This window comes from Moorella sp. E308F (genome assembly GCF_006538365.1).
In the GTDB taxonomy this organism is placed as follows: Bacteria; Bacillota; DSM-521; order Neomoorellales; family Neomoorellaceae; genus Neomoorella.
On record NZ_BJKN01000002.1, the window covers coordinates 727,398 to 748,279 of the forward strand.

At 57.3% G+C, this 20,882-nt stretch carries 20 protein-coding genes; all 20 read right to left on the reverse strand.

The genetic code is table 11. The features are described 5' to 3' along the window. Positions 1–56: 56 nt before the first annotated feature. The 20 genes from E308F_RS10115 to trpE all read right to left on the reverse strand — a co-directional run bounded on the left by E308F_RS10115 (position 57) and on the right by trpE (position 20,754). A complete protein-coding gene (locus E308F_RS10115) occupies positions 57–1,400 on the reverse strand; it encodes a DUF512 domain-containing protein (protein ID WP_141264796.1) in 1,344 nt (447 codons plus the stop codon). Between the two features lie 121 nt (positions 1,401–1,521). Then, positions 1,522–2,013, reverse strand: a complete 492-nt coding sequence (locus E308F_RS10120; protein WP_141264797.1) for a DUF3189 family protein — start codon at positions 2,011–2,013, stop codon at positions 1,522–1,524. Between the two features lie 24 nt (positions 2,014–2,037). Then, positions 2,038–2,532, reverse strand: a complete 495-nt coding sequence (locus E308F_RS10125) for a DUF3189 family protein (protein ID WP_141264798.1) — start codon at positions 2,530–2,532, stop codon at positions 2,038–2,040. 1 nt (position 2,533) lies between these two features. Beyond that, positions 2,534–3,769, reverse strand: a complete 1,236-nt coding sequence (gene spoIIP / locus E308F_RS10130; protein ID WP_172613887.1) for a stage II sporulation protein P — start codon at positions 3,767–3,769, stop codon at positions 2,534–2,536. 40 nt (positions 3,770–3,809) lie between these two features. Then, the gene (locus tag E308F_RS10135) at positions 3,810–4,547 is read right to left on the reverse strand and encodes a DUF1614 domain-containing protein (RefSeq protein ID WP_141264800.1); all 738 of its coding nucleotides are present in this window, start codon (positions 4,545–4,547) and stop codon (positions 3,810–3,812) included. Between the two features lie 240 nt (positions 4,548–4,787). After that, a complete protein-coding gene (gene fni / locus E308F_RS10140; protein WP_141264801.1) occupies positions 4,788–5,846 on the reverse strand; it encodes a type 2 isopentenyl-diphosphate Delta-isomerase in 1,059 nt (352 codons plus the stop codon). An 18-nt stretch (positions 5,847–5,864) separates the two neighbouring features. Next, complete coding sequence (locus E308F_RS10145) at positions 5,865–8,066, reverse strand: bifunctional 4-hydroxy-3-methylbut-2-enyl diphosphate reductase/30S ribosomal protein S1 (protein ID WP_141264802.1); 2,202 nt, start codon at positions 8,064–8,066, stop codon at positions 5,865–5,867. A 115-nt stretch (positions 8,067–8,181) separates the two neighbouring features. After that, positions 8,182–8,760, reverse strand: a complete 579-nt coding sequence (locus tag E308F_RS10150; RefSeq protein WP_141264803.1) for a lysophospholipid acyltransferase family protein — start codon at positions 8,758–8,760, stop codon at positions 8,182–8,184. A gap of 74 nt (positions 8,761–8,834) precedes the next feature. Next, positions 8,835–9,542: a (d)CMP kinase gene (cmk, locus tag E308F_RS10155; RefSeq protein WP_141264804.1), complete on the reverse strand. Its 708-nt coding sequence runs from the start codon at positions 9,540–9,542 to the stop codon at positions 8,835–8,837. Then, positions 9,539–10,849, reverse strand: a complete 1,311-nt coding sequence (gene aroA, locus E308F_RS10160) for a 3-phosphoshikimate 1-carboxyvinyltransferase (protein WP_141264805.1) — start codon at positions 10,847–10,849, stop codon at positions 9,539–9,541. Before aroA ends, cmk begins: the two co-directional genes overlap by 4 nt. A 60-nt stretch (positions 10,850–10,909) precedes the next feature. After that, a complete protein-coding gene (locus tag E308F_RS10165; protein ID WP_253256487.1) occupies positions 10,910–12,082 on the reverse strand; it encodes a prephenate dehydrogenase in 1,173 nt (390 codons plus the stop codon). After that, the gene (gene pheA / locus E308F_RS10170) at positions 12,073–12,933 is read right to left on the reverse strand and encodes a prephenate dehydratase (RefSeq protein ID WP_141264806.1); all 861 of its coding nucleotides are present in this window, start codon (positions 12,931–12,933) and stop codon (positions 12,073–12,075) included. Before pheA ends, E308F_RS10165 begins: the two co-directional genes overlap by 10 nt. Then, positions 12,930–13,958 carry a 3-deoxy-7-phosphoheptulonate synthase gene (gene aroF, locus E308F_RS10175; RefSeq protein ID WP_141264807.1) on the reverse strand — a complete coding sequence of 343 codons (1,029 nt, stop codon included), beginning with the start codon at positions 13,956–13,958 and terminating at the stop codon, positions 12,930–12,932. Before aroF ends, pheA begins: the two co-directional genes overlap by 4 nt. Before the next feature lie 179 nt (positions 13,959–14,137). Next, positions 14,138–14,920, reverse strand: coding sequence for a tryptophan synthase subunit alpha (gene trpA / locus E308F_RS10180; RefSeq protein WP_141264808.1), 783 nt, complete (start codon positions 14,918–14,920; stop codon positions 14,138–14,140). Then, a complete protein-coding gene (gene trpB / locus E308F_RS10185) occupies positions 14,910–16,115 on the reverse strand; it encodes a tryptophan synthase subunit beta (RefSeq protein ID WP_141264809.1) in 1,206 nt (401 codons plus the stop codon). The genes trpA and trpB overlap by 11 nt, the downstream gene beginning before the upstream one ends. Positions 16,116–16,153: 38 nt before the next feature. Then, a complete protein-coding gene (locus E308F_RS10190) occupies positions 16,154–16,801 on the reverse strand; it encodes a phosphoribosylanthranilate isomerase (RefSeq protein WP_141264810.1) in 648 nt (215 codons plus the stop codon). A gap of 21 nt (positions 16,802–16,822) precedes the next feature. Then, positions 16,823–17,611 (reverse strand): indole-3-glycerol phosphate synthase TrpC, encoded by a 789-nt coding sequence (gene trpC, locus E308F_RS10195; protein WP_253256486.1) that lies wholly within the window; start codon positions 17,609–17,611, stop codon positions 16,823–16,825. Further along, a complete protein-coding gene (gene trpD / locus E308F_RS10200) occupies positions 17,599–18,618 on the reverse strand; it encodes an anthranilate phosphoribosyltransferase (protein ID WP_141264812.1) in 1,020 nt (339 codons plus the stop codon). Before trpD ends, trpC begins: the two co-directional genes overlap by 13 nt. A 29-nt stretch (positions 18,619–18,647) precedes the next feature. After that, positions 18,648–19,289: an aminodeoxychorismate/anthranilate synthase component II gene (gene pabA, locus E308F_RS10205; protein ID WP_253260445.1), complete on the reverse strand. Its 642-nt coding sequence runs from the start codon at positions 19,287–19,289 to the stop codon at positions 18,648–18,650. Then, positions 19,270–20,754 carry an anthranilate synthase component I gene (gene trpE / locus E308F_RS10210; RefSeq protein WP_141264813.1) on the reverse strand — a complete coding sequence of 495 codons (1,485 nt, stop codon included), beginning with the start codon at positions 20,752–20,754 and terminating at the stop codon, positions 19,270–19,272. The genes pabA and trpE overlap by 20 nt, the downstream gene beginning before the upstream one ends. Between the last annotated feature and the right edge of the window lie 128 nt (positions 20,755–20,882).

The window sequence follows — 20,882 nt, forward strand, 5'->3', positions numbered from 1 at the left end:
ATAATACTATAAATCTCAAAATGATAGACGGCTGGCTTTTATATCGGAGCGAGCTTCTACTGAATAACGACGTGGCCGCAGCATCCCGCTACCAGCCCTTTTCCCGTAGCTGGAACTACTTCTACGTCAACTTTCAGTTCAGCGGCAAGCATTTCCGGCGTCAGGTCATCCAGAAAAACCGGGGCATCCCTTTTTAACATGACGTCGGGGATGAGAATAACTCCGTCTTTTTCCCGAACCCAGGAGGCGGCTTCTTTTAAGCCCCTTAACAGGTCCCGGCCGGTCAGTAGTCCGGCCACCGTCACCTGCGGGCCAAAGAAAAAGTTCGTTACCGGAACCACCCTGGCTTCCAGGTTGCCGGCCCTTGCCATCACCTCCTGAACTAGCCCCTCCAGGACTGGTGCCGCCAGGGTACCGGTAGCTATTATCACCCGGCGAGTCTGGATTTCAGGTCGGTTGAGGTTGGCCAGAACAGCTTCAAAATCATCCAGAAAAAGGCGCGTGAGACCAACACCATTTTCCGTCTGGGGAAAGTCGTCATAGTAAGAAGCTGCAGGTAGGGGAAGATTGGCCAGCAAATAGAATTCATCGGCGCCGTAGACCAGGCCGCACCCAAAGCGGCGGCGAAACCCAACCTGCCAGGCTGCAATCCGGTTTACTATTGCTGCGGCCTCCTCCGGCGTCACCCTCCTTAAAGGGAATAAATGCTCCCGCCGTGAGGTCAGGCCCACAGGTACTACCGCAATGGATTGGACGGCTGGAAAAAGGCTGCTGAGGTCCTTTACCGTCCGCTCTAACTCCGGGCCGTCATTAAGCCCCGGGCAGAGGACAATCTGGGTATGCATCTGAATGCCGGAGGCGGCCAGTTTCCGCAGCTGTGCCATTATCTCCCCGCCACGGGGATTTCCTAATAGCTTGCTTCTTAATTGCGGGTTGGTGGTATGGACGGAAATATAGAGAGGGCTGAGGTGCCAGCGCAATATATATTCCCAGTCCCCAGGTTTTAAGTTGGTGAGGGTAATAAAATTGCCGTGAAGAAAAGAATAACGATAGTCGTCATCTTTGATATAAAGACCGGGCCGTAAGCCCCGGGGCATCTGGTCGACAAAACAAAAAAGGCATTTATTCCCGCAACGGCGCAGGCCATCAAAGGTAGCAGAGGCAAATTCCAGCCCCAGGTCCTCATCGTAATCCTTTTCAATTTCCAGAAGCCATCGTTCACCGCCAGGTTTTTCAATCTCTACCTCCAGGTTTTCACCGGCGCAAAGGTAACGGTAAACAATCAGGTCGGGCACCCTTTCCCCGTTGATGGCTACCAGTACATCGCCAGGGTTGATGCCCAGCGCGGCGGCTATACTGTCCGGCCGGACGGCTGTTATTACTGCCCTTTGTTTAGCCAAGTAGATGTCATCTCCTGACTTCCCTTGCCCAGGTCCAGCTGTAATATACATGGCCTGCGCTTTTTCGCCTTAATTATCCAATATTTTACCCCCGCCGTCAAGGTTTTGCTGGAAGCCTTTGTTATACGCCTGGATAGAGGTTCTGGCTGCCGGATTTAACGTTATGGAGTTCTTGCTGGCGAGCCTCCTTAACCAGGTTAACCAGGACGGGATAGTCTCGCCCCAGGCTAAACTGCAGCAGCAGACGCCCCAACCAGGCCAGTGATGGATAGCGCCGGCAAAAAGCGCCCGCCCGCCATAAAAAGGAAACCCGGTGGGAAACGTCTATCCAAAGTACTTCACGCCGATCTTGGCCCAGGGCTGCCAGGAAAGTCTCTATAGCCCGCCGGGCTGCTTCGCCGTCATGGCCGACGGCAGCAGTATAGACGGCATGGCCTTCTGGCGTATAACCTATATGGCGCATGCCGCCTTCCCCTTCAAAAGCGTCAAAGTGGGGCAATTTTTTTAACTCCTCCCAGGCCGGCTGCCGGCCTGGATTTAAAAAGCCCGCATGCAGGGCAGCGGCGATAACCCCCGCATGGGTACCACTAAAACAGGCATAGACGATAATCACCGTGGCAAACCTTTCCGGGTAAATTTATGCTTGTCTTGTTGGCGTCCCGGGTAATGCACGTGCTGGCATCCACAGATGCTGATTTTGTTCTACTAGCTTCAACAGACTGGCGAAAGCGCGCCTGGTACCCAGGACAACCAAAGGCCGGCCCAGGAACGTCAGGCCCATACGGCGCGAAGTAAAACCGCCGATCCGCATGAGAAGATTTACCAGAGGAGAGGTATTAAGAAGCAGGATGTCCTGCCGCTTTATTCCCAGTGTTGCTGCCAGATCATAGAGAAGGGCTTCAAATCGGCTACCCAGGTTCTTTTTACCCACGGCATAGACCCTGTTACCATACACATCGGTACCCATAAATTTTAGTTCTCCTTCTTCTCCCCGGCTGCGACCATCAAAATACGGCAGGGCCAGGAGTTCCGCTGCCGTAGGTAACCTGTTCCGGGGCAATAGCCCCAGGTGGATAGCCGCCGTCGTAACCGAAGAATGGGAACCACCAAAACAGTGGTATATGACAATCATTTTAATCCTTTTGCCAGTCAGCCCTTTCCTCATTGGATGATGATTCTGGGGCAGGTTTCTTGACATATTTTACCATTTCCTTCTGGTTGTCAGGTTCCCGCCCTTCTTCTCTAGGCATCACGGGCCGCCTTGCCCGCCTCCACCCCAGTAAATTGATCCACTCTATCGAAGTAAACTGCTTCAGCCTGGACACAGCTTTATCCCAGCTGCCGGTAGAAACAATCAGGAAGGCACCGCCGCCAAGGATGACGGCCAGGATAACAAACAGAACGCCTTTCCAGTCGGCAGCCGTACTAGAAGTCCGGGCGGCCGTAGGCCGGGCAGCCACACCCAGGACAGGGGGTACAATGTCAGCAAAAAGAGTTGCCCCCCGTTCGGCTTCAGGCAGAGTGTTGGTATAGGTACCGACTTCCATGAGCAAGGCCCGGGGTGACAGGTCCTGGTTATAGCTGCCGGCGCCGATAAAAATCCCCCTGATCAAGCCGGGATACCTGGAATCGGCGGCTGCCTTGAGCCGTTTGGCAAAATCCAGGTTGGCGCTCATATTCTGATTTTCCCGGCCGACGACCAGTCGAACCATCGTTACATCCTGGTCGTTAATGTTGCGGCGATAAAAGGAGGGATCAGGTACGCCATCGCGGTGCAGGTCAAAAATGGCTGCTGCCCCTTTTTGCAGTAAACCCACGGCCGTGCGACGCGATCGCCGGTAGGCCGCGTCGTCATGGGGGGCATGGGAGGTCTGGTCATCGATTACAGTTAAGCCCAGGCTGCGCAGACGATTGGCAAAGGCCGTACCCACCTTCAGGATGCCACCACGGCCAGGTATACTCTCTGCACCTTGAGTGGGTACGTAGGATTCGTCATCATGGGAATGGTAAATGCCGATTACCTGGGTGCCTTCGGCCTGAACCGGGGCAACTGCTTGCGAGGGAACAACAACCTTTTCTTCTCCACGGGAAAGCTGCTCTATACCTATTTCCCGGCAGATAGCCCGGTTCCCTTCAACACGAATTACCTTATAACGGTGGTTGTCGGCGGCAATAAATTCATCGTTGATGTAAATCCGGCGGGCCATCATATCCAGGATCCGTCCCTGTTCGTCAACTAAAATGGAATATTCGCCTTCGGTATGGGTCTGGCTCATCAGCAGGTTTTTCAGGCTGAAGACCCTGGTAGTAGCTACCTTCCGGCTTTCCTGGAAGGTAAAGATAGCCACCAGGGCCAAGGCGGAAACCAAAAGGATCAATCCACCCCAAAATCTTCGAGGTCTCCTTAATTTATTCACCCTGTTCACCACCGTTATCCTTTTTATTGTCTGGTAAAGGTTTTAGTGAAGCTCCTCGCAATCCGGCCAGCAGGGAACGCGGGCGCCCGTCTGCCTTCGGCCCACCCTGGATCCTTTCCCGCGCTTCACCGATAAATTCTGCCAGGAGTACGGCCACAACGGCGGCCATAAAAGTAACATCGATTATACCGGCCCCACCAAAGGCTACCGTTCCTCTTAAACCCCGGCTGAGGTAGTAAAAGAGGTCGACAAGATCCAGCAACAGCACTCCCAGGATGGCTCCTACAAAGGCTGCCCTGCGGGAGCGGCCTACAAGGTAGGCGACTACACCGGCGATGAGGGGGTAATAGTAAAGGGGGTCTAAGAGGCTCAGGCCGTAAACATTCCAGGCTTCCCGGCCCCGGGTCAGGATGCTGATACCAGAAAGTACGGCGGCGGTAATTACTGCTCCCAGCAAAGCCCGGCTCACTTCCCATGCGGTTCCAGCCCGGTACAGGACATAAATGGCCAGGCCCAGAGGTATCAGGCCACCACCCACATTAACAGAAGTAACCACTCGCCCGCTAGTTATAGGGATATTGATAAAGCTCCCGCTAATCATAGCGACAATGAGGGCCAGGGCCGCCCGGTCGCTTAAATAAAGGCGGTCCAGAACCCGGTGGGCAAGGCCAAAATAGACCAGGACAAAGATGATAACTAACAATAAAACACCGGTGGTATATCCCGTCATAGTTAATCACCTTCCAGGGTTAGATTTCCCCGTCAGGTAAGAAATATACCGGTACCGGCCGGGAGAAAAGAGTCACAATTAAAAAAGCTTGAAGAGTAGGCTCAAAGGAAAGGAGTTCCTCCAGGGGGTGTAAATCCTTGTAGGTGCCTAGCAGGCGAAATTTTTACAGATATAAGCCGTAGACTAAGGATAAAAAAACCAAACCCTCATTATAAGATTGATGGGTTTGGCGGGAGTGTTTTAATAACGGCTACTGCAACCAGGCCGGCGCTGAATACCCTCCAACCAGGCTTTTGTCTTCCCGGTAATGACTAAAGGTTTAGTTGCCAGTTCTGCCGGGGTGGTGCAGCCAGTTAAAAGGCAAATGCGTTTTAAATCTTCCTGCCAGCTGAAAATCTCCTGCGCCAGGGCCTCTTCCCCCTGGTCCAGGAGAATTTTTAAGAAATAGCCGGCCACGCCAACAATTTTAGCCCCCAGGGCCAGGGCCCGGGCGGCATCCAGGGCACTCCTGATACCGCCGGTGGCTACAATCTCCACCGGCAGGCCCAGTTCTTTAATTTCCAGGATGCTCACGGCGGTGGGCAAGCCCCAGTGGGCCAGGGCCGTAATCTGGCGGTCCCGACGTTTATTTTCAATAGCGGTAAAATCAGTCCCGCCGCGGCCGCCGACATCCATGATACGGACGCCGCTATGATATAACTGTAAGGCTGCTTCCCGGGACAGGCCGAAGCCCACTTCTTTAGCAATAACAGGTATGTCCAGGAAGTTTACCATATCCTTTATATTTTTCAGCCAGCCCCGGAAGGAACGGTCGCCCTCTGGCATGACCATTTCCTGGGCAGCGTTGAGGTGTACTTGTAAACCGTCGGCCGCGATCATGGCTACCGCTTCGCGGGCAGCGTCCAGGGAATTACCGGCACCTATATTGGCCAGGATTAAGCCTTGTGGATTTTCCCGGCGGGTGATGGCGAAACTTTCCACCCAGGCTTTATTTTCTATAGCTGCCTTCTGGGAACCTACGGCCATGGCAATACCCGTCCGCCGGGCCACCCTGGCCAAGGCGGCATTGATGTCCTTTGTTTCTGGGGGCCCGCCGGTAAGGGCGTTAATAATAAAAGGGGCGGCTAGGGTTTTCCCCAGCCACCGGCAGCTAAGATTAATATCCGTCCAATCGAGTTCCGGCACGGCCTGGTGGATTAAATGAATATCCTCCAGGCCGCTGGTGCCGTAACCCTTTTCCTGGAAGAAACGCAGGTGTTCCAGCTTGCGCTGGCCCCTCCCAGCTATTGTCTCTGGCATCCCCTTACGCCTCGCGTTTCATTTTGCCTCTTCGAAAAGCTCCCCAAACAGATCACCCAGTTTCACACCACTTTCTTCCTGGTTTTCCTGGGTCTTGTCTACTTGTTTGGACTGCTTTTTGGCTCTATCCCGCAGGGCCTGGCGGAGACTGAGGCTCATGCGCTGGGCTTCCTGGTCTACCCCCAGGATTTTAACCGGGATGACCTCCCCTACGTTTACCACATCCTCAGGTTTTTCTACGTGCCGGTCGGCCAGCTGGGAAATATGCACCAGGCCCTCGATACCTGGTTCGACTTCTACAAAAGCGCCAAAGGGAGCCAAGCGCAGAACTTTCCCTTCCACAATCGCTCCCACCGGGTAACGGCTGGCGGCCGTATCCCAGGGATTGGGCAGGAGCTGTTTGCGACCCAGGGAAACTTTGCCTTCTTCCCTGTCGATACCCAGAATTTTGACTTCGATTTCCTGGCCTTCCGTCAGGGCATCCCGGGGATGTTCCACCCGGCCCCAGGAAATTTCTGAGACGTGGAGCAGGCCATCGACACCGCCAAGATCGACAAAGGCACCAAAGTTGGTCAGCCGCCGGACGATGCCTTTACGTACCTGGCCTACCTCCAGGCTGTCCCAGGTAGCCTGGCGTTGTTTTTCATATTCTTCTTCCAGGATGGCTTTCTGGGAAAGAACAACTTTATTCTTGCTGCGGTCCAGCTCGATAACCCGCAGGCGTAAAGTTTTACCCAGGTAAGCGTTTAAGTCTTCAACGTAACCCCTTTCGATGAGGGAAGCGGGGACGAAACCCCTGACACCCACATCGACAAGTAAGCCGCCTTTAACTACTTCGATAACTTCAGCCTGGAGCTCAGCGCCGCTGGTCAGGTATTTTTCCAGTTTATCCCATGCAGCCCGGCGATCGGCGCGGCGCTTGGATAAAACGGGATGCCCTTCTTCGTTTACGGGCTTTAGGACCATGACATCGATGGTATCGCCCACGGCTACTACTTCCCGCGGGTCGGTTACATTACGGTGAGAGAGTTCATTTAAAGGAATAATCCCCTCGCACTTTCCTCCCACATCCACCAGGACCTCATTATCGTTAACCTGGACTACTGTACCAGTGACAATGCTGCCCCGGCGCAGTTCAGGTATTTTAGTTTCCATTTGTTGCATTTCATTTTTCTGTTCTTCCTGCTGTTCTCCGGGAGCGGCCGGTTCCGCCACAGCCGGTTCTGCCGGGCCGGCTGCGGCTCCTGCTGCTACCGTAGCGTCCTCTGCTCCTGCAGCTGTAACGGCAGGACTATTTTCCGGTTTCACCTCAATTACGTTATTTTCCCCGGCCGGCGCAAAGTCGGCTCCTTCCGGTTTTCTTGCCGGTTCCTTTTCGTCTTCTGGAACCATTACTTTTTCCTGTTCAGCCAGCATTGCTACTACCTCCTCAATAATCCACGCTGGGGTCGAAGCGCCACCTGTAACCCCGACCCTCCGGGCATTATTAAACCACTGGCGACACAACTCCCCGGCCCTTTCCACGTGGTAGGTCGGCGTTCCCGTAGCCCGGCAGAGCTCAGCCAGGTGCCGGGTGTTAGCGCTTTCCTTACCGCCGACTACCACCATTATGTCTACCTGACGCGCAAGGTTAACTGCTGCTTCCTGGCGCCGGCGGGTAGCATGGCAGACGGTATTGTGTACTACCAGAGTGTCCGTATTGGAACGCAAAACAGCTGCAACTTTCTCCAACCTCTCCTCCGGCTGGGTGGTCTGGGCTAGAACCGCCCGCCGGGGATGAAATGGCAGGGTTGCTGCTGCTTCTTTATTAGGAACTACTACTGCTCCCGGACCAGCCCAGCCTACTAGCCCTTTAACCTCGGGGTGTGCCGGATCACCGACAATTATTACTTGGTAACCTTCTTCAGCCAGCTTCCTGGCCAGGCGCTGGGCCCGTGCCACGTAAGGGCAGGTAGCATCGATAACCTCCAGGCCCTTTTCCCGGGCAGCAGCTAAAATTTCCGGCGTCACGCCGTGGGAACGGATTAATACCCGGCCGCTTTCTACTTCTTCCAGGGAATTTACCGGGTGAACACCTTCACTGGCCAGCTGTTCCACTACCTGCCGGTTGTGGACCAGTGCTCCCAGGGAGGCGACCGGTTTGGGAGCCTCTCTGGCTTGTTTTACGGCCCGCGTGACGCCAAAACAAAAGCCCGCATAATCAGCGACAATCACTTCCACCTAAAGCTCTTCTCCTGGATCAAGGTTAAAATTTAGTTTGCTGATTCCAGCCAAGCATTATTTACATTTCGCGAAAAAGAAGCAAATTCCTGCCTGTCATTAAAAAAAGCCGGCTTTAAGCCAGCATTCTGGCTACTGCCTGGTAAGCGGCAGTCGTCAGATCCTGGACCTGCTGGGGTGTACTTGGACCAGCAATCTCAAATTTTAAAGGGGGGCCGAAGATCACTTTAATCCTGCCACCACGAAAGACTCTATTGGTATTTTTTATGGCCACCGGCAATATAGGCGCACCGGTTTTCAAGGCCAGCAGGGCGGCGCCATGCTGGAAAGGAAGTAACCGGCCGTCCTTGCTGCGGGTGCCTTCGGGAAACATGCCGAGGACCTGGCCGTTATGGAGGACCTCCAGGGCTGCTTTTAAGGCCGCCCGGTCGGAGCGCCCCCGCCGGACGGGGAAGGCGTGCAGCCCCTTGATAATCCAGTTAACTACGGGAATATGGAAAAGCTCTTCCTTGGCCATAAAGCGCACCGTCCGGGGAGCAGCCACGCCGACAACCACCGGGTCCAGAAGGGAGATATGGTTGGCAATAACAATAACCGGTCCTTCAAGGGGGAAGTTTTCCCGTCCCTGAACTTCCCAGCGGCAGAAAAAACGCAAGAAGAGATAGCAGACAAATTTAGCGAACTGGTAAAACACCTGGAGGATTCCTCCGAAAATAGGGTTCTTCCAAAAATGGTACCTTCTGGTGGGGATATGTCCCTGGCAAATTTTCATCGTTCGCTGGCGGTGGCATTAACCCCATGATGGGTCTGAATTAGTTCCAGCAATTTAGCCACTACTTCTTCAACTCTCATATTGGTGGTATCAATGATGACGGCGTCGGGCGCCGGCTGCAAGGGGTCAACTTCACGCTGGCTATCCTGGGCATCCCGCCGGCGGATTTCTTCCTTTATGGTTTCCAGGTCTACCGGCCGGCCAGAAGCTATGAGTTCATGGTAACGCCGCCGCGCCCTCTCTTCCAGAGAAGCCGTCAGGAAAAACTTGTAGGGCGCTTCCGGCAGAACATTGGTTCCGATATCGCGGCCGTCCATGACCACCCGGTTGGAGGCGGCCATCTGCCGCTGTAGCTCCACCAGCCGCCGCCGCACCCCAGGGACCCGGGCGACGGTAGACACATGGTGGGAAACAGTTTCCTGCCGGATGGCCGCGGTAATTTCCTCGCTATCGCAGTAAACCTTCACCGTGCCAGCAGCCGTATTTTCCAGCCTGATAGTAGTTGCCTCTGCCAGGGCAACCAGTTGCCGGTCGTCGGCCAGGTCTATCCCCTGGTGCAGGGCCTTCCAGGTCAGGGCCCGGTACATGGCCCCGGTGTCGATGTATAGATAACCCAGTTTTTGCGCCAGGAGCCTGGCTGCTGTGCTTTTACCGGCCCCGGCCGGGCCGTCGATGGCTACGTTACCGTACAATTTATTCCTCACTCTTCTTCCCTGACTTCTACCCCCAGCCGGGCCAGGTCGGCGGCAAAATGGGGGTAAGAAATGGCCATACATTCAGCGCCGTTGATTACCGTTGGCCCTTCGGCCACCAGGGCGGCTACCGCCAGGGCCATTCCCAGGCGGTGATCGCCGTGGCTGTCCACCACCGTTCCCTTTAGGCGGCCCCTTTTAACCCCTCTGATCAGGAATCCGTCGGGGCGTGCCTGGATACTGGCGCCCATTCTTTCCAGCTCGCGGGCCACCATGGTGATGCGGTCGCTCTCCTTCACCCGCAGTTCGGCTGCGTCGCGGATTACCGTTTCCCCTGCGGCCAGGGCGGCCGCCACTGCCAGGACCGGTATTTCATCAATGAGGCGGGGAATGAGTTCGCCGCCCATCTCCACACCCCGGAGGCTGCTGGAAGTTACCTGGATATCACCGACTGGCTCGCCGCCGCTCTCGCCCCGGGGCGTTACCGTTATTTGCCCCCCCATAGCCATTAGTACATCCAGGATGCCGGTGCGGGTGGGGTTTAAGTTCACATTTTTCAGGGTGATTGTGGCCCGGGGATGGATACACCCGGCAACCAGGAAAAAAGCCGCTGCCGAAATATCCCCAGGGATGCTGACGTTTAATGGCCGCAACGGCTTCTGGCCTGCGAGCCTGACAGCCAGCCCTTCGACCTTGATAGCAGCCCCGGCTGCTTTAAGCAGGCGCTCACTGTGATCCCGCGAGCGGCAGGGTTCAATAATAACCGTCTCCCCGGGGGCAAAAAGGCCGGCCAGGAGCAGGGCCGATTTTACCTGGGCACTGGCCACCGGCAGGGTATAGGTAAGGGGTTGCAGGTTACCCCCCTGGATACTTAAGGGGGCCAGTTCCCCGCCCTGGCGTCCCCAGATTCTGGCCCCCATGGCGGCGAGGGGCCGGGTCACCCGGCCCATGGGCCGGCGGCGCAGGGAGGCGTCGCCGGTAATCACGCTGTAAAAGGGCTGCCCGGCCAGCACCCCCAGGAGGAGGCGCATGGTGGTACCGGAATTACCAGCATCGAGGATCGCTTCCGGCTCTTGCAAGGAACTCAACCCTTCACCGCGGACAACTACCCGGCCTTCGTGGGGGCCATTAATCTCTACTCCCAGTTCCTTAAGACATCTTAAAGTGCTGAGGCAGTCGGCTCCCTCCAGGAAACCCTCGATGACCGTTGTCCCTTCGGCGAGAGCCCCGATGATGGCTGCCCGGTGGGAAATAGATTTATCCCCCGGCGGTCTCAAACTTCCCGCCAGGGATGGCGACGGCCTGATAATAAGCTGCATTCTTTTCCTCCTGATTCCCCTTCCAAACTACCAGGAATATCTACCGGTGTCAAGCAGTTCCTACAACTTCCGGGCGTTAATACCCCTGCTTTGTAATATTTCCAGGGCTTTGGCGGCAGCGGCGGCTGTGGTAAAGCCCAGGCGGATGCTGCCTCCTTCCCCCTCCCGCACCCGGAGGATTTCGATGTCAATAATATTAATACCGGCATTACCCAGGGCCGTAGCCATGGCACCGATGACCCCCGGCCGGTCGGGGACGGTCACCACCAGCTCATGGAGGGCGGGCAGCAAGCCCTTTTGCCGCGCCGGCACCTGGGCCCTTAAAGAGCAGGCCTGCTGTAAAACGGCCTGCAGGTCCTCTATGTCACCCCGGGCAATCATCCCCTCCAGGGATTCCACCTGGCGGCGCCAGCATTTTAACAAAGTAAGAATAGCCTGGCGGTTGTGGAGAAAAATATCCCGCCACATGACCGGGTCGCCCGCAGCGATGCGGGTTGTATCCCGGAAACCGCCGGCAGCCAGCATCAATGTTAGGGGATGCTCCCGGGAAAGAATGCCGGCGGTTTGCATCAGGCTGACGGCTAATAGATGAGGTAAATGGCTGATCCCGGCAACCACCAGGTCGTGCTCCTCCGGGTCCATGGTTATAACCCTTGCTCCCATCACCCGGAACAGCTCTTCCAGGCGTTGCAAGGCCCCGGCATCGGTGGCCGGTGTTGGCGTCAAAACATAGACCGCATTTTCCAGGAGATAACGGTCGGCGGCCTTGATGCCGGCCCGCTCGGAACCGGCCATGGGATGACCGCCGACATAAAAGGCCCGGGGCTGGAGAATACTTTCCAGTTCCCGGACAATGGCTCCTTTGACGCTGCCGGTATCGGTAACAACGGTCCCCGGCGCCAGGAACGGGGCGATAACCCCGGCTACCTGGCTTAAAGTGCCGACAGGTACGGCCAGGATAACCACCTCAGCCCCGGCGACTGCTTCCTCCGGGCAGGAAGCCTTGCGGTTGATGGCACCAAGTTGCATGGCCGCCTGGATGGCCTCAACCTCGCGGTCATAGCCCGCCACTTCCCGGGCCAGGCCTCCCTGCAACAGGGCCAGGCCCAGGGAACCGCCAATCAGGCCCAGGCCGATAATGGCCATCCTTTCAACCAGGGGACCGGCCCCTTTATTGCCGCTTATTTTCCCGGCCGGAGGTGCTACCGGAACCGGGTCCCGGTCTAGCTGCAACTGGTTTCCCCCCTGTCCTGGGAGTAAGATCCCAGGATTTTTAATAAACCCGTCCTGGATTTCAGGCCTGCCAGCACTTCTTTTAATGGTGATGCCGTGGCTTTGCCCTCGCAGTCAATAAAGAAAAGGTATTCCCCCAGTTCCTTTTTGGTCGGACGGGATTCAATACGGGTCAAATTTATGCCGGCTTCAGCAAAATCCTTTAAAATGGCATAAAGACTTCCCGGGCGGTTGGCCAGGGCAGCCACCACCAGGGAGGTCTTGTAAGGTCCGGGGAGGGACGGTGCCTCCCGGCCCAGGACCCAGAAACGAGTCTTGTTATCCTGGTAATCCTGGATGCTTGTTGCCAGTACCGGTAGCTGGTAAAGCCTGGCGGCAAAAGCCGAAGCGATGGCCGCCAGTTCCGGCCTCTGGCGGGCCTCCCTGGCAGCCTCAGCCGTACTGGTAACCGCCTTAAGTTTTGCTCCAGGGAGGTTAGTGGCCAGGTAATGGCGGCACTGGGCCAGGGCCTGGGGGTGGGACCAGACTTCCCGGATGGCCGTCATTTCTTTTGCCCGGCCCAATAGGCAGTGGCAGACCGGCAATACTACTTCGCCGATTACCTTAAGCCCTTCTTCCTCCAGGACCAGGTCCAGGGTGAGGTTCACCGCTCCTTCGATGGAGTTTTCCACCGGTAAAATCCCTGCTCCTGCCTGGTGGTTCTGGACTGCGGCCAGGACTTCCGGGAGGCTCAGGCAGGTCAGGAAATTATCCGCCCCTGCCTGCCAGTTGCGATCTACCCGCCGTGCCCAGGCAACTGCCGCCTCATGGGAAAAAGTCCCGGGGGGCCCCAGGTAAGCTATAGCCTTCATGATACCAGATGCCCCAGTTCCCGCTCGCCGGCAGCGATTATGGGCCGGATTTCCTGTACCAGGCGGGCAAATTGCTCCGGTGTCAGGGACTGGGGGCCGTCGGAGAGGGCTTCCTGGGGGTTGGGGTGCACCTCGATCATTAAGCCGTCGGCACCGGCAGCCAGGGCGGCCCTGGCCATGGGCGCGACCATAAACTTGCGCCCGGTCCCGTGGCTGGGATCGACAATGACCGGCAGGTGGGATAAATGCTTTACTGCCGGTACGGCGCTCAGGTCCAGGGTATTGCGGGTGTACGTCTCAAAGGTACGAATGCCCCGCTCGCATAAGATGACATGGCTGTTACCTTCAGCGAGGATATATTCGGCGGCCAGGAGCCATTCCTCAATGGTCGCCGAGAGGCCGCGTTTCAAAAGCACCGGCTTTTGGGTGCGGCCCACGGCCTGGAGCAGGGCGAAGTTTTGCATGTTCCGGGAACCGATTTGCAGTACATCGGCAACCTGCGCAACTTCAGTGACCAAGGCCGGGTCCATGATCTCCGTCACCACGGGCAAACCGGTAACTTCCCGGGCTTCGGCCAGGAATTCCAGGCCTTTGGCGGCCAGGCCCTGGAAGGAGTAAGGTGAGCTGCGGGGTTTATAGGCTCCTCCCCGCAGCATGGTCGCCCCGGCCTCCCGGACGGCCATGGCGGTTTCCAGGAGCTGCTCCCGGCTCTCCACCGCGCAGGGTCCGGCGATAATCTGCACCTGGCGGCCGCCGACGGTCAAATCCCCTACAGGTACCACGGTGTCCTCGGGGTGAAAATCCCGGCCGGCCAGCTTGTAGGGCTGTAAAATGGGCACCACCTTTTCCACCCCGGGCAGGGCGGCCAGGGTTTCAGACTTCAGACGTGTCTTATCACCAATAGCACCGATTATTGTCCGTTCTACTCCCCGGGAAAGGTGTACCTTGAAACCCTCCCGTTCCAGGCGCGCTATCACCGCCTGCTGTTCCTCTGAAGTTGCTCCGGGCTCCATGATAATGATCATTTGTAACCCCCCTGCAAAAGCAAAACGTCACCCCCGCCAGGAGTGACGTTTTTGGACTTCCATCTCTCCTGCCGTCCTGCCATCCTGCCATTTTAAGTAAGCCTTGAGGGTACCCTACCATACTACAATTTAGACTATAGCACAACGCCCCCCTCCTGGCAAGGGGACTTTTATTGTTTTTATATAGCCTGGCGCAAACTATGCACAAGTTCTGCAGCTGCCGGCACGCCCCCTTTATGGAGCGCCTGAACAACGGCGCTGCCGACGATGATGCCGTCGCAGAGGGGAGCCAGGAGCCTGGCTTGCTCAGGATGGCTGATGCCGAATCCTACCCCCAGGGGGAGGTCCGTTGTCTCCCGTACCCTGGCGAGATACGCCGCAATCCCGGGGGGCAGGCTTTCCCTGGCCCCGGTTACCCCGGTCAGGGAAACGCAGTAGATAAAGCCCTGCGCTGCCGCGGCAATTTGCTGCAGGCGTTCTGCCGGCGTCGTCGGCGCCACCAGGGGAATGGCCGCTAGTTTTACCGCTGCTAATTTTTCCCGCAAAGGGGCGCTTTCTTCCAGGGGCAGGTCGGGAACGATCAGGCCGTCTACCCCGGCAGCGGCCAGGTCGGCAGCCAGCGCTGCCAGGCCGTACTGGAGGAGGGGGTTGTAGTAGCTCATGAGGACCAGGGGCAGGCTCACCCGGGAGCGCAAATCCTTTACCAGGTCCAGGATCTTCCTTAAATTCGTCCCCCTGGCCAGGGCGCGGGTGCTGGCGGCCTGGATGACCGGGCCATCGGCCACGGGGTCGGAGAAGGGTACCCCCAGCTCAATGATATCAACCCCGGCTGCCGCCAGCTTCTCAACGGCTGCCGCCGTAACCTCCAGGGAAGGATCCCCGGCACAAAGGTAGACGATTAAGGCCTTGCGCCCTTCCTTTTCCCGGGCGGCAAAGGTCGCGCTGATCCTCTCAACACCCATGGTTTTCTCCTCCCTCCTGGAGCACAGCCTCCACCTGCTGGACGTCCTTATCGCCGCGGCCGGAAAGATTAACAACGATAATTTCCTCCTGTGATAACCCGGGGGCCACTTTCATGGCCAGAGCCACGGCATGGGCGCTTTCCAGGGCCGGGATGATGCCTTCGGTACGGCTCAGCAGTTGAAAGGCCTCCAGTGCCTCGGCGTCAGTAATGGCCACATAGGTGGCCCGGCCGCTGTCTTTAAGGTAGCTATGCTCCGGTCCTACGCCGGGATAATCGAGGCCGGCTGAGAGCGAGTATACCGGCTTGATCTGGCCGTTTTCGTCCTGGACGATATAGCTGTAAGATCCCTGGAAAACGCCGGGCCGGCCGGCAGTTAACGAGGCTGCATGCCGGCCGGTATTTAACCCTCGCCCGGCCGCTTCAGCGCCCCACAGCTTGACACCGGTGTCCTGGATAAAGGGATAAAAGATGCCCATGGCGTTACTGCCCCCCCCTACACAGGCAATGAGGTGGTCTGGCAGGCGGCCTGTAGCCTCCAGGACCTGCTGCCGCGTTTCTGCACCGATGACGGCCTGGAAGTCCCGGACCATCATGGGGTAGGGGTGGGGACCAACAACTGAACCGATTAGATAATAGGTGGTCCGGACATTGGTAACCCAGTCCCGCAGGGCTTCATTAACGGCATCCTTTAAAGTTCGGCTGCCGGCTGCCACGGGGATTACCCTGGCCCCCAGGAGTTCCATGCGAAAGACATTCAGGGCCTGGCGGCGGGTATCTTCTTCCCCCATGTAAATTTCGCATTCCATTCCCAGGAGGGCGGCCACGGTGGCTGTGGCCACCCCGTGCTGGCCGGCACCGGTTTCGGCAATAAGGCGTTTTTTGCCCATGCGCCGGGCGAGCAAAGCCTGGCCCAGGGCGTTATTCAGCTTGTGGGAACCGGTATGGTTAAGATCCTCGCGCTTCAGGTAAATCCGGGCCCCGCCCAGGTGCCTGGTGAGATTGGCTGCGAAATATAGAGGTGTCGGCCGGCCGGCGTACTGCTCAAGGTAATATTTTAATTCCCTTTGAAAGGTGGGATCCTCCCTGGCCTCCCGGTATGCCTTTTCGATTTCCTTAAGGGCCGGCATGAGGGTTTCGGGTACGAAGCGCCCGCCGTAGGGACCAAAATGCCCCCGGCTGTCTGGTAATGCCATATTGCGTTTACCTCCGTATCAGTATTTTCACCTCTTCGCTAGGGGTGATGCAGTGGTGGACGGCTGACCTGCTCTTCAGCTTCCCTCACAGCCTGTAGAAATGAAACTATTTTGGCCGGATCCTTGCGGCCGTTTGTTTCCACGCCGCTGGCGACATCGACGGCATAGGGCCGCACGGTACGGATGGCGGTGCCAACATTTTCGGGTGTCAGGCCCCCGGCCAGGATGATAGGCCGGCCCCGGGCCACGGCATCTTTGGCCAGTTCCCAGTTAAAGGTCCGGCCGCTGCCGCCGGCAACCCCCGGGACGTAAGCATCCAGGAGGAAGCCCTGTACCTCCGGGTAATAGTCCATGGCCTGGACAAAGCTTGCATCCCGTACCCGGAAAGCTTTAATAAGTCGCTGAGAAAGCCCGCGGCAGTATTCCGGCGGCTCATCACCATGGAGCTGAAGGACATCCAGGCGGCAGAAGGTAGCTATTTCCATGAGACTGTAGCGGGGCTCATTCACGAAAACGCCTACCGTCGTGGTAAAGGGCGGCAGCTTCATTATTATCTCCCGGGCGGCTTCCGGGTTTATCTGCCTGGGGCTTCTGGCAAAGACAAAACCAAGGGTATCGACGCCGGCGTTCAGGACCAGCCGGGCTTCTTCATAGCTCCGGATGCCGCAAATTTTTACCCTGACCATTAACGCCACTCCTGTTATGATTTAGGATAGACTCAACTCGGCAATTTTTAACTTTACATCCCCCGCTGTCATCAGGGCTTCCCCCACCAGGATGGCATCAACGCCAACCTCAGCTACCAGGGCCGCATCGGCCCGGCTCATGATCCCGCTTTCACTGACCACCACCGGCCCCGGGGGGATCAAGGGCCGTAAAGCAAGGGTGGTATGCAGGTCGACTTTAAAGGTCCGTAAATCCCGGTTGTTGATGCCGATAATCCCGGCGCCGGCCTGGAGGGCTACTTCAACTTCTGCCTCCGTATGGACTTCTACCAGGGCTCCCAGCTTAAGCTTATCCGCCAGGGCCAGGTATTCCTGCAGTTCTGCCGGCTCCAGGGCGGCAACAATTAGCAGCACAGCATCGGCACCTAAAGCCCGGGCTTCATAAATCTGGTAGGGGTCAACAATAAAATCCTTGCGGAGCAGCGGCAGGGGGGTTACCTGCCGCACCCGGGACAGGTACTCCGGCTTACCCTTGAAGAAACGCCAGTCTGTTAATACGGAAATGGCCGCCGCCCCGGCAGCTGTATAAAGCCGGGCCTGCTCCTCCGGGTCAAAGGCGGCCCGGATCAGGCCCCGGGAAGGTGAAGCCTGCTTTAATTCGGCAATGAGGTTCAGGCCGGCCCCCCGGCGCCGCAGGGCGGCGCGAAAATCCCCGGTCAAGGGTAGATTTTTTACCTCCCTTTCCAGTTGGGCCAGGGGCCTTTGCTCCCTGGCAACCGCCACTTCCCGGCGTTTATGGGCCAGAATCTCCGCCAGCATCAGGCAGCCCATCTTTCTATCCAGGCCGTCATATCTTGTAGTTTGGCCATGGCGGCGCCGGAATCGATACTCGTTGCCGCTGTAGCCAAAGCTCCCGGGAGGGATTTTTCTACACCCGCGGCCAGGAGGCCAAAGGCGGCATTGAGGAGAACTACGTCCCGGGCCGGGCCCTTTTCGCCCTTCAGTACGGAGCGGGTAATGGCAGCATTATCGGCTGCCGTCCCCCCGGCCAGGTCTTCTAAACCAGCCCGGGGCAGGCCGGCATCCTCGGGATAAAAGGTATAAGTGGTGAGGCTACCGTGATCCAGGCAGGTTATTTTCGTAGGTCCGGTGGTTGTGACTTCGTCCAGGCCGTCGCTGCCGTGGACCACGTAAGCCCGACGGCTCCCCAGCCGCCCCAGGACAGCGGCTACTGTTTCCGTTAAAGAAGGATCATAAACGCCTACCAGCTGGCAGGGTGCACCGGCCGGGTTGGTCAGGGGACCAAGGAGGTTAAAGACGGTGCGGATGCCGATTTCCCGGCGCGGGCCGGCGGCATACTTCATGGCACCGTGGAATACCGGGGCAAAAAGGAAGGCCATGCCCACCTCATCCAGGCAGCGTGCCACGGCTGCCGGCGGCAGGTCAACCTTGATTCCCAGGGCTTCCAGCACATCGGCGCTGCCGCAGCGGCTGGATACGGAACGATTACCGTGTTTGGCTACGGCCACCCCGGCGCCGGCAATAACGAAGGCAGCCGTGGTGGAAATGTTAAAAGTATGGCGACCGTCACCGCCGGTCCCGCAGGTGTCAATAAATACCTGGTGGCGGGTGGTGATGCCGGCAGCCCGGCGCCGCATGCTCCGGGCAAAGCCGGTGATTTCTTCTACCGTTTCACCCTTCAGGCGCAGGGCTGTAAGGAAGGCAGCTATCTGGGCCGGGGTAGCCTCGCCTGTCATGATGATATCCATTGCTTGCTCAGCTTCGGTTTCACTTAAATCCTGGCCAGCTACCACCTGGCCAATTAGGGACTTTAACACTCTGCTCCTCTCCCCTCGCAAAGGATAGTTTAGCTGGCTTTATATTCGTTTGTTCCACTTAAGCCTTGAAGCGGAAGGGCACCAGCTTCCATGAAGGTTTGCTTAGCATATACTTCTAAAAAATTTTTCAGCAACTCTTTACCCGCCGTCGTCAGGATCGATTCCGGGTGGAACTGGACCCCTTCCACCGGCAGGTGGCGATGGCGCAAGCCCATTAATTCACCGGTTTCGCTGCGGGCTGTGACTTCCAGGCAGCCCGGCAGGGTCTCTTCTTCAACTATCAGGGAATGATAACGGGTGGCAGTGAAGGGGTTGGGTAGGTTACGATAAATAGTTTTGCCGTCGTGAGTAATAGTTGAGGTCTTGCCGTGCATCAGCCTCCCGGCCCGGACTACCCGGCCGCCAAAGGCCTGGGCTATACTCTGGTGTCCCAGGCAAACCCCCAGGATGGGGATTTTCCCGGCAAAGGCGGTTATGGCCGCCAGGGAGATACCAGCTTCATTGGGCGTACAGGGACCAGGAGAAAAGACCAGGTAATCAGGCTGCAGGGCAGCAATTTCTTCCAGGGTAATGGCGTCATTACGCCGCACCACCACCTCCTGTCCCAGTTCCAGGAAATACTGGACCAGGTTATAGGTAAAAGAGTCGTAGTTATCGATCATTAGCAGCATAATTCTCTTCCCCCCTGGTATTCAGCACTTGAAGCAGAGCCCGGGCTTTATTCAAGGTTTCTTCATATTCACCCGCCGGGTCGGAATCGGCAACTATACCGGCACCGGCCTGGACAAAGGCCTGCCCCCGGGTAAAAGTAATGGTCCGGATGGCGATGCAGGTATCAAGGTTGCCGTGGAGGCCGAGATACCCCACGGCACCGGCATAAGGTCCTCGCGCCGTTGGCTCCAGTTCGGCAATGATCTCCATGGCCCGCACCTTCGGTGCCCCGGTTACCGTACCCGCAGGGAAACAGGCGAGTAAAGCGTCCAGGGCGTCCTTGCCCGGCGCCAGGCGGGCAGTAATACGGGAAACCAGGTGCATGACGTGGGAATAATATTCAACTACCATCTGCCGGGGTACCTGGATACTTCCGGGAGCTGCCACCCGGCCGATGTCGTTGCGACCCAGGTCCAGGAGCATTAGATGTTCGGCTCGCTCCTTTTCACTGGCCAGGAGTTCTCTAGTTAACTCCTGGTCCTCCCGGGGAGTCCGGCCCCGGGGCCTGGTGCCGGCAATAGGACTGTAGTCAATCTTCCCCCCTTCTACCCTGACCAGCATTTCCGGGGAGGCCCCCACCAGTTTTACTTCCGGCAGGTTCAGGTAAAACATATAAGGAGAAGGATTAAGGGTGCGCAGCCGCCGGTAAACAGCCAGGGTATCGCCGGTAAAGGGCAGGCTCAAGCGCTGGGAGAGGACGACCTGGAAGATATCCCCGGCAGCGATATATTCCTTGGCTTTTTTTACTCCCTGGATAAATTCCCGCCGGGTTACATTGGCCTGCCAAGATCCGGCAGTAAAGGGAAGGTTTCTGTCCTGCCGGCACGTTTTTACCGGCCTATCAAAAGCCTGCAAGAGGCGTCGGACTGCGGCTACGGCATCTTCATAGCCCGCTGCCGCCTCTTCCCCGCCCCGGCCCAGGTAACCCACCCGTACCGTTCGCAAGATGTGGTCATAGATGAGAAACACCCGGTGGAGGGTTAGATAAGTATCCGGCAGTTGCAGGTCATCCACGGCGTGGCCGGGTAAGCTCTCTATTTCCCGGGCCAGGTCGTAACCCAGGTAACCCACCAATCCCCCGCAAAAACGAGGCCCAACAACTGGCGGTAGGGATAATTGCGCCATTAACCTGCGTAAAGCCGCCACCGGCTTTTCTGGGAGAAGCTCAGTTTGTCCTCGGGCAGTTAAATAAGCTTTCCCTGCCCGGATTTTAAAAGTCAGCAAGGGATCAAAGCCGATCAGGGAGTAGCGGCCCAGCCTCTCCCCGCCCTCAACACTTTCCAGTAAAAAGCTGTCCGGTTTGTTGGCCAATCTTAAGTACAGGGAAATGGGAGTTTCGGTATCGGCCAGGACTTCGGCCCAGACGGGAACATAGGGGACCTTTTGGGCCAGATCCAGATAGGTTTGCCGGTCAGGCTGGATCACCAGTCTCTCCTCCCCTTTTAGGCAAAATAAAAACCAGCGCTCAAGTGAGCCCTGGTCCGGCATACTCTCCCATGCTCTACTCCAGGCTCATCTCCAACTCCACTCAGCTCAACTCAGCTATATTCAGT

Coding starts and splice junctions, on each gene's coding strand:
- E308F_RS10125 (WP_141264798.1), bottom strand. CDS start 2,532: ATGATTGTCATATACCACTGTTTTGGTGGTTCCCATTCTTCGGTTACG.
- E308F_RS10135 (WP_141264800.1), bottom strand. CDS start 4,547: ATGACGGGATATACCACCGGTGTTTTATTGTTAGTTATCATCTTTGTC.
- fni (WP_141264801.1), bottom strand. CDS start 5,846: ATGCCAGAGACAATAGCTGGGAGGGGCCAGCGCAAGCTGGAACACCTG.
- aroA (WP_141264805.1), bottom strand. CDS start 10,849: ATGCAGCTTATTATCAGGCCGTCGCCATCCCTGGCGGGAAGTTTGAGA.
- pheA (WP_141264806.1), bottom strand. CDS start 12,933: ATGAAGGCTATAGCTTACCTGGGGCCCCCCGGGACTTTTTCCCATGAG.
- aroF (WP_141264807.1), bottom strand. CDS start 13,958: ATGATCATTATCATGGAGCCCGGAGCAACTTCAGAGGAACAGCAGGCG.
- trpA (WP_141264808.1), bottom strand. CDS start 14,920: ATGGGTGTTGAGAGGATCAGCGCGACCTTTGCCGCCCGGGAAAAGGAA.
- trpB (WP_141264809.1), bottom strand. CDS start 16,115: ATGGCATTACCAGACAGCCGGGGGCATTTTGGTCCCTACGGCGGGCGC.
- E308F_RS10190 (WP_141264810.1), bottom strand. CDS start 16,801: ATGGTCAGGGTAAAAATTTGCGGCATCCGGAGCTATGAAGAAGCCCGG.
- trpC (WP_253256486.1), bottom strand. CDS start 17,611: ATGGGCTGCCTGATGCTGGCGGAGATTCTGGCCCATAAACGCCGGGAA.
- pabA (WP_253260445.1), bottom strand. CDS start 19,289: ATGCTGCTAATGATCGATAACTACGACTCTTTTACCTATAACCTGGTC.